Annotated in this window: 15 protein-coding genes; 7 read left to right on the top strand and 8 right to left on the bottom strand. The window is 66.4% G+C overall.

Going from position 1 to position 13165, the window contains the following annotated elements:
- Positions 1-8: 8 nt before the first annotated feature.
- The 3 genes from AC5Y4F_RS13670 to AC5Y4F_RS13660 all read right to left on the bottom strand — a co-directional run bounded on the left by AC5Y4F_RS13670 (position 9) and on the right by AC5Y4F_RS13660 (position 1206).
- Positions 9-308, bottom strand: a complete 300-nt coding sequence (locus AC5Y4F_RS13670) for a hypothetical protein (RefSeq protein ID WP_067937890.1) — start codon at positions 306-308, stop codon at positions 9-11.
- Positions 309-363: 55 nt separating this feature from the next.
- Positions 364-591 carry a deoxyribodipyrimidine photolyase gene (locus tag AC5Y4F_RS13665; RefSeq protein WP_067937896.1) on the bottom strand — a complete coding sequence of 76 codons (228 nt, stop codon included), beginning with the start codon at positions 589-591 and terminating at the stop codon, positions 364-366.
- A 129-nt stretch (positions 592-720) separates the two neighbouring features.
- Positions 721-1206, bottom strand: coding sequence for an SRPBCC family protein (locus tag AC5Y4F_RS13660; protein ID WP_499997278.1), 486 nt, complete (start codon positions 1204-1206; stop codon positions 721-723).
- A 107-nt stretch (positions 1207-1313) separates the two neighbouring features.
- Here AC5Y4F_RS13660 and AC5Y4F_RS13655 point away from each other — a divergent pair, with 107 nt between their 5' ends.
- Together AC5Y4F_RS13655 and AC5Y4F_RS13650 are read left to right on the top strand one after the other, a co-directional pair.
- Positions 1314-2816, top strand: coding sequence for an HNH endonuclease signature motif containing protein (locus AC5Y4F_RS13655; protein WP_067937886.1), 1503 nt, complete (start codon positions 1314-1316; stop codon positions 2814-2816).
- Positions 2817-2980: 164 nt separating this feature from the next.
- Entirely contained in the window at positions 2981-4009 is a 1029-nt protein-coding gene (locus AC5Y4F_RS13650) for an Rv2578c family radical SAM protein (RefSeq protein WP_499997275.1), read from the top strand.
- An 11-nt stretch (positions 4010-4020) separates the two neighbouring features.
- Here AC5Y4F_RS13650 and AC5Y4F_RS13645 read toward each other — a convergent pair whose 3' ends face one another.
- Positions 4021-5622, bottom strand: coding sequence for a purple acid phosphatase family protein (locus tag AC5Y4F_RS13645; RefSeq protein ID WP_499997273.1), 1602 nt, complete (start codon positions 5620-5622; stop codon positions 4021-4023).
- Between the two features lie 86 nt (positions 5623-5708).
- Here AC5Y4F_RS13645 and AC5Y4F_RS13640 point away from each other — a divergent pair, with 86 nt between their 5' ends.
- Positions 5709-6149 (top strand): Rv2576c family protein, encoded by a 441-nt coding sequence (locus tag AC5Y4F_RS13640; protein WP_499997272.1) that lies wholly within the window; start codon positions 5709-5711, stop codon positions 6147-6149.
- 78 nt (positions 6150-6227) lie between these two features.
- On the opposite strand, the gene AC5Y4F_RS13635 is transcribed toward AC5Y4F_RS13640, so the two are convergent.
- A complete protein-coding gene (locus AC5Y4F_RS13635) occupies positions 6228-6761 on the bottom strand; it encodes a helix-turn-helix domain-containing protein (RefSeq protein ID WP_499997270.1) in 534 nt (177 codons plus the stop codon).
- A gap of 72 nt (positions 6762-6833) precedes the next feature.
- Between AC5Y4F_RS13635 and AC5Y4F_RS13630 the strand changes: the two genes are divergently transcribed.
- On the top strand, positions 6834-7628 hold the full coding sequence (locus AC5Y4F_RS13630) for an aldolase (protein WP_499997269.1): 795 nt from the start codon (positions 6834-6836) through the stop codon (positions 7626-7628).
- Between the two features lie 36 nt (positions 7629-7664).
- On the top strand, positions 7665-8546 hold the full coding sequence (locus AC5Y4F_RS13625; RefSeq protein ID WP_067937875.1) for a dihydrodipicolinate synthase family protein: 882 nt from the start codon (positions 7665-7667) through the stop codon (positions 8544-8546).
- A 3-nt stretch (positions 8547-8549) separates the two neighbouring features.
- Here the strand turns inward: AC5Y4F_RS13625 and ypfJ are convergent, their stop codons facing one another.
- From ypfJ to AC5Y4F_RS13610, 3 genes are read right to left on the bottom strand one after another with little or no spacing between them, the layout of a single operon-like run.
- Positions 8550-9428 carry a KPN_02809 family neutral zinc metallopeptidase gene (gene ypfJ, locus AC5Y4F_RS13620; RefSeq protein ID WP_499997267.1) on the bottom strand — a complete coding sequence of 293 codons (879 nt, stop codon included), beginning with the start codon at positions 9426-9428 and terminating at the stop codon, positions 8550-8552.
- Between the two features lie 9 nt (positions 9429-9437).
- On the bottom strand, positions 9438-9947 hold the full coding sequence (locus AC5Y4F_RS13615) for an SRPBCC family protein (protein ID WP_067937871.1): 510 nt from the start codon (positions 9945-9947) through the stop codon (positions 9438-9440).
- A 9-nt stretch (positions 9948-9956) separates the two neighbouring features.
- On the bottom strand, positions 9957-10856 hold the full coding sequence (locus AC5Y4F_RS13610; protein WP_197520648.1) for an oxidoreductase: 900 nt from the start codon (positions 10854-10856) through the stop codon (positions 9957-9959).
- Positions 10857-10918: 62 nt separating this feature from the next.
- Here AC5Y4F_RS13610 and aspS point away from each other — a divergent pair, with 62 nt between their 5' ends.
- Both aspS and AC5Y4F_RS13600 read left to right on the top strand, forming a co-directional pair.
- Positions 10919-12706, top strand: coding sequence for an aspartate--tRNA ligase (aspS, locus tag AC5Y4F_RS13605; RefSeq protein WP_499997261.1), 1788 nt, complete (start codon positions 10919-10921; stop codon positions 12704-12706).
- Positions 12703-13149: a nitroreductase family deazaflavin-dependent oxidoreductase gene (locus AC5Y4F_RS13600; protein ID WP_067937865.1), complete on the top strand. Its 447-nt coding sequence runs from the start codon at positions 12703-12705 to the stop codon at positions 13147-13149. The genes aspS and AC5Y4F_RS13600 overlap by 4 nt, the downstream gene beginning before the upstream one ends.
- Positions 13150-13165: the final 16 nt, after the last annotated feature.

Here is a 13165-nt window from a genome sequence, read left to right as displayed (position 1 = left end):
CCTTTGCGCTAGTGCGGCAGATTGGCCAGATAGCACCGCACTCGGGTAGCGGCGTCGTCCGGGCTGACTCCCATATCGACCAGTCTGCGAACCACTTCGGCCGACGGTATGCCAGAACCGATGTCGTTATCGATCACATGAAGGCTGGGAAACCAGTTTTCCGCGCTCACTCCCGGCGGGGGTGGCTTCGCGTCGCCGCCGATGCAACTAACGTAACCATTGACGCCGGTATCAGCTTGAGCTGGCGACGCCCCCAGCAGACCAACGATGGGTATGGCGACCGCCGCAGCGGCACAGAGGAAACGCATGTCTGCAGATTATCCTCAACGCGCACGCCTGCGTCACCGTCCCGGAAGCCGAATTTTAGCTTTTCTTGCTTGGAATAATGATGACGACGATCAATGTGAGGATCGAGAAAAACAGCCCGAGAAGCCCCCAGCCGAATGGGTTACGGCCCTTCATCATTGCGATGACTCCGCAGATGATTGCCGCGATGATGCTGCCGATAGCGACAAAAATCCCCTTGATGCCGCGGAGGATCAAACCGGCGGCGACGGGGTCCGAACTCGCCAAAATCACTGAGTGCAACATGACAGGTCCTTTCGTGAGCGGCCCCGAGGTGATACCCGAACAAATGTGACGCGAAACCGCGTCCCCACGCAGCCCGCTCTTCCGAAACCCGATAAGCAACACCGCGTATGGCGGTGTTGGGTGTGCAAATCATCCGGATGGATAACCACGGTGCACGGTACGGTCCAGAATTCCCAGAGTTGCCCGCAGGGCGCCCTCGGACAGAATCGGGAAAATTCCGGCTTCCCGCCACTTCGGGTCGATGTTCGACCAGTCGTAGAACGACGTGACCACGGTGGCCGAACCGTCTTCGGACGGTGCCAACGCATAGCCGTAGACGTGGCCGAGCGGCGGCTGGATCTTGCCGAGAACTGTCCACGCAATCAGGCGATCCTGCTCGAACTCCCTTATGACGATGGTGACGTCGTATTTGCCAAATTCGGGGAAATCGTTCAACGATTCGCGATCCATGTGAACGACGAATCGGTCACCCACGCCGCGTACCGGATCGCCGTCGGCGGCCTGCAGCATTCCGGACGAGTCGATTGCGACATGGCCCTGCGGGTCACACAGCACGGCGAAGATGGCCGGCGCCGGCGCGGCGATGGTGCGGGAAGTCTCGATGCGGTCGGTCATATGTCCTCGCAACCGGGTAGGGGCGATTCGACCCGCAGCTTAACCCCGTTCGGGCGGTTGTTGGCCGCGGCCGACGGTTGTCATACCCCGGTGCGATAATCGAACTTATGTTCGAAGACGTGATCGCGTGGCTCGACGAGCTGGTCGAGCGGCATCATCCGTCGCCAACCCCGGAGTCGGCGGCGCTGCTGGAACGGATCGGTGCGTTTTCGCGGATCGAGAACCGGGCGGCGGCCGAGCAGTTGACGGCGATCGGAGAACTGTTTTCCTACCGACTTTCGCGCTGTTCTGAGTGCGAGGAGTGGGCCGTCGACACCGAGGCGGCGGTGACAGCAGAAGTGGCCGCACAGTTGCGGATCAGTCAGGGGCTGGCAGCTTCGAGAGTCCGGTACGCCCGCGCGATGCGCGAACGTTTGCCCAACGTTGGTGCCGTCTTTCGTGCCGGTGATCTCGATTTCCGATTGTTCGCCACTATCGTCTATCGCACCGATCTGATCACCGACCATGACGTATTGGCGGCCGTCGACGCCGAGTTGGCGGCCAGGGTGCCGCGCTGGCCGTCTATGACGCAGGGACGGCTGGCCGCGCAAGTGGACAAGGTTGTCGCGAGAAACGATGCCGACGCGGTGCGCCGGCGCACGGAGCGCCCGGCCGACCGGCAGGTGTGGGTCGTCGATATGGAGGGCGGCCTGGCGCACCTTGAAGGCAGCCTGCTGAGCCCGGATGCGCACGCACTGGATCAGCGATTGGACGCGTTGGCGGCCACGGTATGCGACAAGGATCCACGCAGCCGCGACCAACGCCGCGCTGATGCGTTGGGCGCACTGGCCGGCGGTGCGGACCGGTTGGGTTGCCGGTGCGGGTCTTCAAATTGCACCGCGGGGAAACGGCGCGCCGCCGGGCCGGTGGTAATCCATGTGATCGCGGAGGATTCCACGCTCGGTGGCGGGCAGGCGCCGGGCGTCGAGGTGGGTGCCGAGGGATTGATCCCGCCGGAGCTGATAGCCGAGCTGGCGGCCTCGGCGAAGCTAGCGCCGCTCGTTTACCCTGTCGACTGCGCGCCCGAGCCGAACTATGCGCCTTCGAAGGCATTGGCTGACTTCGTGCGGTGCCGAGATTTGACCTGCCGCTGGCCCGGGTGCGACTGTCCAGCCACCGATTGCGATCTGGACCATACGATTCCCTACGGCGACGGCGGGCCTACCCACGCGTCGAACCTCAAGTGTTACTGCCGTACTCACCATTTGGTGAAAACTTTCTGGGGCTGGCGCGACCAACAACTGCCCGACGGCACTCTCATCCTCACCTCACCATCGGGGCAGACCTATGTGACCACCCCAGGTAGTTCGTTGCTGTTTCCCAGCCTGTGCCGCTCCACCGGCGAGGTGTCGCTGCCCACGGGCGCGAGCGCGGGCGGCGGTCGTTGCGCGGAGCGCGACGCCATGATGCCCAAACGCCGCCGCACCCGCGCTCAAAACCGCGCCGCGCGCGTCGCCTCCGAACGCCGGCAAAACCACCAGGCCCGGCAAGCGAAACGCCGAGAACGCAAGGCCGCCTACTTCGGTCCGGCACCACCGGCAGACGGCGACGATGAACCACCACCATTCTGATTGCCCGGCAACGCTAGGTTGCAGCTATTGACGTGGGCAGGGATAGGCGATGCGTAAGCCCCCGTTTCGCGCGTAGCGCGTCTCGCAGAACATTGCCGAAGTGTAAGCCGCTCGCGTGGGCCCGGTCCTTGACTCGCGCTCGAACTAATGTTCGAATAGACAGTATGCGGTGGGCGAATCAGGCCGTCGCGGTCAACGGAAAGCCGGTCGAGGATGGGGCGTTGCCGGGGCTGCAACGCATCGGCTTCCTGCGCAGCGTACGTTCGCCCCAGTTCGACGGGATCACGTTCCACGAGGTGTTGTGCAAGTCCGCGCTGAACAAGGTGCCGAACGCATCGGCGCTGCCATTCCGCTACACGGTCAACGGCTACCGCGGCTGCTCACACGCCTGCCGGTACTGCTTCGCCCGGCCTACCCACGGATACCTGGAGCTGAACTGCGGCAATGACTTTGACACCCAGGTTGTCGTCAAGACCAACGTCGTCGAGGTGTTGCGCCGCGAGCTGCGGCGACCGTCCTGGCGGCGCGAGACCGTCGCCCTGGGCACCAACACCGATCCGTACCAGCGGGCCGAGGGGCGCTACGCACTGATGCCCGGCATCATCGGCGCGCTGGCGGAATCGGGCACGCCATTCTCGATCCTGACCAAGGGCACGCTGCTGCGCCGCGACCTGCCGCTGCTCACGGATGCCGCGTCGCAGGTGCCGGTCTCGGTCGCGGTGTCGCTGGCCGTCGGCGATCCGGAGCTGCACAGGGACGTCGAGCCCGGCACCCCCACACCGCAGGCCCGGTTGGGCCTGATCAGCGCCATTCGGGCCGCCGGGCTGGACTGTCATGTGATGGTCGCGCCGGTGCTGCCGCATCTGACGGATTCCGTCGAGCACCTCGACGGGCTGCTCGGCCAGATCGCGGCGGCCGGTGCCAGCAGCGTCACGGTCTTCGGCCTGCATCTACGCAGCTCGACCCGGGGATGGTTCATGGGATGGCTGGCGCGCTCGCATCCCGAGCTGGTCGGCCGCTATCGCGAGTTGTACCGCCGCGGTGCCTACTTACCGCAGGATTATCGCGCCATGCTGCGGCAGCGGGCCGCACCGCTGATCGCCAAACATAGACTGGCGGGCGACCACCGCCCGTTCTCGCGGGGGGTCTCGGTGGCGCCGGCACCGGAACCCGTTCAGCCGACGTTGTTCTGAGCTGCGCGAAGCTAGCCGGCCTTATCGGTGCGCGGCTTGGTGAGCGTGAATTCGTCGATGACGGTGACTTCACCGAAACCGCCCCGCAGCGCGTAGTGCGTCGCCTTGATCGAGGTGTTGCCGCCTGGTTGCCCGGGGTCGACGTCGAAAGCCGCGAAGCCATAAGGGTTGTCGCGGTCGCGAAAAGCCGACCATGGCGCGTCCTCGAGGACGTAGACGGGGGCCTTGCGTCTCAGCCCGGGATCGAACGCGCCCACACCGGTGACCACCCGGCATCGGGGTTCGGGGAAGAACATCGCATTGCTCGGCGCCGAGGTCCCACCCCCGCCGATGACGAGGTGCACCGTTCCCCGCGTGGCGTCGATGAGATCGTTTCGAGTGTCGACGGGTATCGGCGTGCGGGTGTCGGTCCCCAGCGTGCCGCGCAGCGGATGCGAGCGCTCGTAGTGGTGCTCGTGACCGCACACCACCAGATCGACCTGGTACTGGTCGAACAGCGGCAGCCATTCCTCGCGGATGCCCAGGTCGGCGCCGTTGGTCTTGTCGGCGGTGGAGATCGCCGTCTGGTGCATGCACACCACGACCCAGTCGATGCCGGGGTCACGCCGGGCCGCCGCGAGTTCGGTTGCGAGCCAGCGCTTTTGTTCACCACCGGAGTAGCCGCGCACATAGGAGTTGCCGCCGTCCTGGAAGGCGACGTCGTCGTTGCTCAGGCTGATCACCCGCACCGAGCCCGCGGTGAACGAATACCACATGCCCCGGGTCTGCGGACTCGACCCGGAATCGGGCAGCGCGAAATAGGTTTGGTAGGCGCCGTAACCGATTGGCCCGTTACCCAACTCGTTCTCGTGATTGCCCGCCGCCGGCATCCAGGGCCGGTATCGCGCCGAGCGGGTGTTGTTCTCGAACCAGTTCGACCAGGTGCGCACCCGGTCTTGGGCGAGGTTGGCGTAGCACAGGTCGCCATTGATCAGGTTGAACAGCGGCCCCAACCGTTCGATCGCCATGGTGGTGTCGGCGGCGGCCGGCGAGCCGACGTTGTCGGTGGCATAGCTGCCGCCGGGCATCTTGGCCAGCGCCGGTGTGGACTGGTCGCCAAAGCTGGTGAACAGCAGTCTTTTTCGGCCCACCGGCGCCGTGCGCACGGTGCCCTGGTCGGGTTGTGCGCCGTCGTGCACTGCCGCGTACACGTAGTCGGTGTCGGGGGTCAGGTTGGTCAGCCGGGCATGATTGACGCGAACTTCGGTGCCCGACTTCGCGTCCCGGTAGGTCCGAGTTTCCGCGGCGACGGTGCGGCCGAAGCCGGATGTCGGCGTCCCGAGCACGACGCGTGGATTGCGGATCGCGTCGGTGGTGTGCCAGGACACCACCACTTCGGTGCCCGCGTTCTTCCCGAACTGCAGGTGCAGCCCGCCGACCGGTTGCGCGCCGTGGCGGTCGGGCTGCAGCCAGGCCATCGGGGATCGCGGGTGGGAACCGAGCAGCACGGCACCGCCCCCGAGGCCCACCCCCAGGGCGGTCGCGACCGCCCCGGTCGTCAGCAATTGGCGGCGGGTCACCGGCGCTTCGGCGACACCGGTCTGTTTCGGTGCCGAATGCGGCTCATCGCTCATGCTTGCTTCATACCGGAGTCGGGCAACCGCGCGCACCGCTGCCGGTAAACAGAATCGCCGCTAACGAATCCGGTAGCGTTTTCGATATGACGAACGTGCAAAGAACAGCGAGCGCGATCTCAGCGGTAATCCTGGCAGCAGGCGCCGGCGCGGTGCTCACGGCCCCGACCAGCTATGCGGATCCGGCCGGTCATCAGGTGACCTACACCGTGACTAGCCCCAACAACCTGACCGCCACCGTCAACTACGTCAGCGCCGATCCGCCCAGCCAGGCGGCCTACAACGCGGACCCGTCGAAGTTCACGACCAGCGTTCAGGCCCCGCTGAGCGGGGGAACGCCGGTTACCTACACCGCTACCTTGGCGAACCCGACGCAGTGGGCGAGCATCACCGCCAGCGGCATGCTGCATTGGCCGGATTCGGGCAATGGTCCCGCCTCGTTCCATTGCGAGATCGCCGTGGACGGCCAAGTGGTCGTGCAACAGGATGCGACCACCACAGTCACCTGCGCGGCCCGGCCCGCGTAGTCAACAAGCGGCCATCACCTCGGTTTCGCTGACGGCGAACACTCGGCCCCCAGGGTGCGGAGAAGGGCTCGGTCCTGCTCAAGCCGGTGCGCCGCCGGGTTCGGCGTGCGCGACGACGACGACTTCGGCGGGGACGCCGGCGACCGCCCGGATCTTGTGGCTGATCGACGCGTCGAAATACGCGCTGTCGCCTGGCTCGAGCGTGAATGTCTGGTCGCCGTAGTCCAATTCGATGGCCCCGGCATGCACGAATATGAATTCCTGGCCGGCATGTTCGGGATGCGGATCGTCGGCCAGCCGCTCCGTCGGGCGAACCATGAACGGCGACATCGTCTTTCCCAGCAGTGACGATGCCAGCACCCGGTAGCGCCCACCCTCGGCGTCGCGGTGGGCACGCTCGACGGTGATCTTCTCCTGCGCCGCGTCCTCGGAGAACAGTCGCCCGACGTCGACATCGAGGGCCTTTGCCACCTTGAGGGCCACCGCGATCGATGGTGTGCAGCGCCGGCGTTCGATCTTGGACAGGTAGCTCTTGGTCAGCCCGGTCCGCTGGGCCAACGCCTCCAGGGTGAGGCCGCGTTGCTTGCGGACCGCGCGTAGCAGTGCGGTCACGGGGGACCCCCTCTCATGACACAAGGTTTCCTAGAGTGCTACCATTGTGTCATATCGCCGAGGGAGCCGATTATGGCCAGCACATTCACCGATTCGAAGTCCGATCTCATGCGCCGCGCTGCCGAGCAGCTGAGCGCGAACGTCGCCGATTCGCGGCTGACCACGCGCCAGAAGCTGGCATTGACGTGCCGGGCGTTGTTCGACGCGGGGCATGACTCGGGGCTGGCCGGGCAGATCACCGCCCGCGCCGAGGCCGACGGCACCTACTACACCCAGCGGCTGGGCCTGGGTTTTGACGAGATCACCGATGACAACCTGCTGCTGGTCGACGAGGACCTCAACGTCCTCGACGACTCCGGTGTTCAAGGAATCGCCAACCCCGCCAACCGTTTTCACAGCTGGATCTACCGCGCCCGGCCCGACGTCCAATGCATCGTACACACCCATGCGTTTCACGTGGCGGCGCTCTCGATGCTCGAAGTCCCGCTGATCATCTCCCACATGGACACCACGCCGCTCTACGGCGACTGTGCGTTTCTGCCGAAATGGCCGGGCGTGCCGGTCGGCAACGAAGAAGGGGAGATCATCACCGCCGCCCTCGGCGACAAGAAGGCGGTGCTGCTGGCGCATCACGGCCACGTCATCGCCGGCGCCAGCGTCGAAGAGGCGTGCTCGCTGGGAATCCTCATCGAGCGTGCCGCCAGGCTGCAGCTGGCCGCCATGGCCGCCGGCGCCGTCCAGGAACTACCCGAGGAACTGGCCCGCGAAGCCCACGACTGGACGCTGTCACCGCAGCGCAGCCGCGCCAACTTCGCCTACTACGCTCGCCGGGCCCTGGCCCGGCATCCCGACGTATTGACCAGCTAACCCGTTATCCACCAACCTGATCCGAGGAGCCCTTCCGTGGCGCAAACGCCTGAACCCAAGATCCACGGCATCATCGCCTATCCGGTGACCCCGTTCTCCGAGAAGGGGATTGACACCGAAAGGCTGGCCGAGCTGGTCGAGCGGCTGGTCTCCGCCGAGGTTCACGCGATCGCGCCGCTGGGCAGCACCGGCGAGCTGGCGTACCTCGAGGAACCCGAATTCGACACCGTCGTCGACACCACCATCGCCGCCGTCGCCGGCCGGGTCCCGGTGATCGTCGGGGTGTCGGATGTGACCACCGCCAGAACCATTCGGCGCGCCACCTACGCCCAGCAAGCTGGGGCCGACGCGGTGATGATCCTGCCGGTGTCCTACTGGAAGCTCACCGAGCGCGAGATCTTCACGCATTACCGCAGCATCAGCGACGCCATCTCGATTCCGATCATGGCCTACAACAACCCGGCCACCAGCGGCGTCGACATGCCTCCCGAGCTGCTGGTGCGCATGTTCGACAGCATCGACAACGTCACCATGGTCAAGGAATCCACCGGTGACCTGACCCGCATGCAGCGCATCGCGGAACTGTCCGGCAACCGGCTGCCCTTCTACAACGGCAGTAACCCGCTGGTGCTCGACGCGCTGAAGGCCGGAGCGTCCGGATGGTGCACGGCCGCACCGAATTTGCGGCCACAGCCCTGCATCGACCTGTACGAGGCGGTGCGCGCGCAAGACCTGGACACCGCGCAAAAGCTCTACGACGACCTCAAGCCGTTGCTCACCTTCATCGTCGCGGGCGGACTCGCCACCACCGTGAAGGCCGGCCTGGAGCTGCTCGATTTCCCGGTCGGCGACCCGCGCCCGCCGCTGTTGCCACTCGACGAGCGGGGCCGCGCCGAATTGCGGGGCCTGCTGGTGTAGGGCCTAACCCAAGTCGGGCGCCGAGAAGGTGTCGCACTGCTTGGGGTCACCGGTCTGATAGCCGACGGTGAACCAATGCTGGCGCTGTTGCGATGAACCGTGCGTCCAGCTTTCGCGGTTGATGTGCCCGGTTGCCTGTTTCTGGATGCGGTCGTCGCCGACCGATGCGGCTGCCGACAGCGCGTCGCGAATGTCGTCGTCCGTCAACGGATTCAGGAATGGCGTCCCATCCTTCTGGTTCACCGTGGAGGCGTAGTGCGCCCAGATCCCCGCGTAGCAGTCGGCCTGTAGCTCCGTCCGTACACCGTTGCCGCTTGCGCCCTTCGCACCCTGCTGGGAGCGGCCCAGCACCCCTTGCAGGTTCTGCACGTGATGGCCGTATTCGTGGGCGACGACATATTCCTGCGCGAAGGCCCCGTTGCTGGAATGAAGTTGCTTGACGAGCACATCGTCAAAGAAGGTGGTGTCGAAGTAGGCCGTCTTGTCCACCGGACAGTAGAACGGCCCGACATCGGTGGTGGCCGTTCCGCACCCCGTGCTCACCTGGTCGCTGAACAGCCGGACCTTCGGGCGGGTATAGCTCGGCATCAGCTGATGCCACACCGCGTCCACCGAGTTGCCGGTGGCGACCACGCGACATTGCACGTACTTGTTGGCGTCGGCGCCGGTCTTGCACTGGCTCAGGTCGAACCCGGGTGCCGAGTAGCCGCCGGTGTTCGTCTGCGGGGAGTTCATGACGCGACCCGGGTCGACACCCAAGAACAGCGCCCCGATCAGGATGAGCAATCCGAGGCCACCACCCCCGACGGCCATCCCCATGCCGCCCCCACCGGACGAGGACGCGGTGCTGGTGTCGATCTGCATGCCCTCGTTGAAGGTCATGACGCTCTCCTAACGTTGCCGGGTCGCAAGGGAGTCGGTGTAGCTGCGCAGGTTGCGCAGGTAGCGGCGCAGGGCCAGGTTCAGCAGCGGCCCCGTCACGACCATCGCCAGCTTCGCCGCGCCGGCCGGTTTCTGGGCCATCGTCCAGGTCAGGCGGCAGCCACCCGGGATGACCTCGACCCGGTAATCCTCGGCGAAGGCCGCCACGGACCGGGTCGAGCATTCGTTGAACCGAAACGCCATGTGCGTGAACGGTTCCCAGGCGAGGAATTCTTCGTTGCCGACGATGCCGCCGCGCATCTCGACGACGCGGGTGGTCCCGACGCCGCGCGGCTCGGGGCTGGTCCAGGTCACCTTCGTGATCACCTTCGCCCACTGCGGCCAGGACTGGGCATCGGAAAGCACATCGAACAGCTGCTCGGGGGTGATGGCCAGGTCGACGCTGTTGCGGAAGCGGTAACGGCCCGGAACAGAATCAGCGTCGGTGAAGCTCGCATCGACGCGTTCGCATTCGAACATGACAACAACTTAGCCGGGGCCGTCGCTGGCCGCGGCCAGTAAGGGCACTACGACGTCGCTGATCGGCGTGGCCAGGCCGTGGGCCCGGCCTTTGCGAATGATCACGCCGTTGCGGACGTCCCATTCCATCTGCCGCTGCTGTTCCGCGTCGGTGAGGATGGACGTGCTCAGGTCTTCGGCGACGTTGCGGAACATGTCGACCAACTCGTCGACCACCCCGTCGGCCAGCCGGGCGCCCTCGGCCCGCGCCACGGCCAGGCACTCGGCGACATAGCGCCGCGACAGGGCGGCGACGTCGTCGCGGCGGAACATCCCGGAGCGCCTCCGCGCCAGCGCCATGAACCCGGCCAGCGCGTTGGTGAGCAGTTTGTGCCAGGCCGCGGTGATGATGTCCGGGTCGCAGTCCACCCGGCAGCCGGCGCCGCGCAGCAGTTCGGCGACGGCCTCCCCGGACGGCCCGCTGGGCAGCACCAGGGCCGCATCGGTGCGCAACCGCACCCATCCCTCGGGCTGGGTCTCGGCCGAATACCACACGATGCCGGGAACCACGGGAGACAGCGGGCAGTGCGGCTGCACCTGCTCGACCTGCTCCACGCCGTTCTGCAGCACGACGACGATGGTGTGGACGTCACACAGCCGAGCCAGCCAGCCCGCCGCCGCCTCATTCTGGGTGGCCTTGACGGCGAGCAGCACCACGTCCACCGGCGCGGTCACCTCGGCAGGATCAGTGCGCACCGGCCCGGGAACGACGATCGGGTCCACACCGTCAGGCCGCAGTTCGATGGTGTCGCGCGGGGTGCGGCCGCACACCATGACCGAGTGGCCCGCCCGGTACAGCAGCGCGGCGGCCGTCGTGCCGACGGCTCCGGGACCGACCAGGGCGATGTTGGTGGCAGCGTCTGTGGCGATGGCACCGAAATTACCTCCTTTAGACTGGCAACTCGTTCAAGCCGGGTGAAAGGGAGTGTTTTGTGCTGCGCAGTCACGCCGCGGGTTCGCTGAGGAGTGGCGACGCAGGGCAGCAGGTGACGCTGGCGGGCTGGGTGGCCCGTCGCCGCGACCACGGCGGCGTCATCTTCATCGACCTGCGCGACGCCTCCGGGATCGCCCAGGTGGTGTTCCGCGAGGGCCTCGAGGAAGGGCAGGTGCTGGCCCAGGCGCACCGGCTGCGCGCCGAATTCTGTGTGGCCGTCACCGGTGTTGTCGAGATCCGCCCGGAAGGCAACGCCAATCCCGAGATCGCGACCGGCGACATCGAGGTCAACGCCAGCTCGCTGACCGTGCTGGGGGAGAGCGCCCCACTGCCATTCCAGCTCGACGAACCCGCCGGCGAGGAGCTGCGGCTGAAGTATCGCTACCTGGACCTGCGCCGTGACGGTCCGGCCGCGGCAATCCGCTTGCGCTCCAACGTGAATGCCGCAGCGCGTACGGTGCTCGCGCAGCATGACTTCGTCGAGATCGAAACCCCGACGATCACCCGCTCGACCCCGGAAGGGGCCCGCGACTTTTTGGTGCCGGCCCGACTGCACCCGGGCTCGTTCTACGCCTTGCCGCAGAGCCCGCAGCTGTTCAAACAGTTGCTGATGGTGGCCGGGATGGAACGCTACTACCAGATCGCCCGCTGCTACCGCGACGAGGATTTCCGTGCCGACCGCCAGCCGGAGTTCACCCAGCTCGACATGGAGATGAGTTTCGTCGACGCCGAGGACATCATCGCCATCTCCGAGGAGATCCTGTCCGCGTTGTGGGCGTTGATCGGCTACCGGATTCCGACGCCCATCCCGCGGATCAGCTACGCCGATGCGATGCGACGATTCGGCTCCGACAAGCCCGACATGCGTTTCGGGCTCGAGCTCGTCGATTGCACGGAGTTCTTCTCCGACACCACATTTCGTGTCTTTCAGGCACCCTACGTCGGTGCGGTGGTGATGCCCGGCGGGGCGTCGCAGCCGCGGCGCACCCTGGACGGCTGGCAGGAGTGGGCCAAACAGCGCGGCCACCGCGGGCTGGCTTACGTGCTGATCGCCGACGACGGCACGCTGGGTGGCCCGGTCGCCAAGAACCTGTCCGATACCGAGCGCTCCGGCCTGGCCGCGCAGGTCGGGGCAAAGCCGGGGGATTGCGTCTTCTTCTCGGCGGGCCCGGCCAAGCCCTCGAGGGCCCTGTTGGGGGCGGCCCGCGGTGAGATCGCCCGTCGGCTCGAATTGATCGACCCCGACGCCTGGGCGTTCGTCTGGGTGGTGGACCCGCCGCTGTTCGAGCCCGCCGACGAGGCGACCGCCGCCGGCGACGTCGCCGTCGGGTCAGGGGCGTGGACCGCCGTGCACCACGCGTTCACCTCGCCCAAGCCCGGGCACGAGGACGCCATCGAGACCGATACCGGCAATGTGCTCGCCGACGCCTACGACATTGTCTGCAACGGCAACGAAATCGGCGGCGGATCGATACGTATCCACCGCCGCGACATCCAGGAGCGGGTGTTCGCGGTGATGGGCCTGGACCACGCCGAGGCCCAAGAGAAATTCGGATTCCTATTGGAGGCGTTCACCTTTGGGGCGCCCCCGCACGGCGGGATCGCGTTCGGCTGGGACCGGATCAACGCCCTGCTGTCCGGGGTTGACTCCATCCGCGAGGTCATCGCCTTCCCGAAGACGGGCGGCGGCGTCGACCCGCTCACCGAAGCGCCGGCGCCGATAACCGCCCAGCAGCGCAAGGAGTCCGGAATAGACGCCAAACCCGAGAAGGTTGACAGGGCATGACTCAAGAAGTGCCCGACACCGCCACGATCAACGCGTTCAACCAAAGCATCATCGACGAATTCCGCGCCAACGACGGCAAGGTCGGCGGCCAGTTCGCCAACGCCAACCTGCTGTTGCTGCACACGATTGGCGCTAAGTCCGGTCAGCCGCGGGTGTCGCCGCTGGGGTATTTCCGCATCGACGGCAAGCTCATCATCATCGGCTCCTTCGCCGGTGCCCCGGTCAGCCCGGCCTGGGTGCACAACCTGCGGGCCAATCCGCGGGCGCGAGTCGAGGCCGGCGCCCCGCAGGGAGTGGAAGCTTTCGATGTCGCCGCCCGCGAGCTTCCCGCCGACGAGCGGGCCGCGCTCTTCGACAAGATCACCGCCGCAGCCCCCGGCTTCGCCGAATACCAGGCCAAGACCACTCGGGTGATTCCGCTTTTCGAGTTAAACCGGATCTAGCCGGTGGGCGGCGCGC

This window comes from Mycobacterium sp. NGS56 (assembly GCF_059812425.1).
Note: the sequence above shows the minus strand (reverse complement) of the source record. Positions and strands in the feature narration are given on the sequence as shown.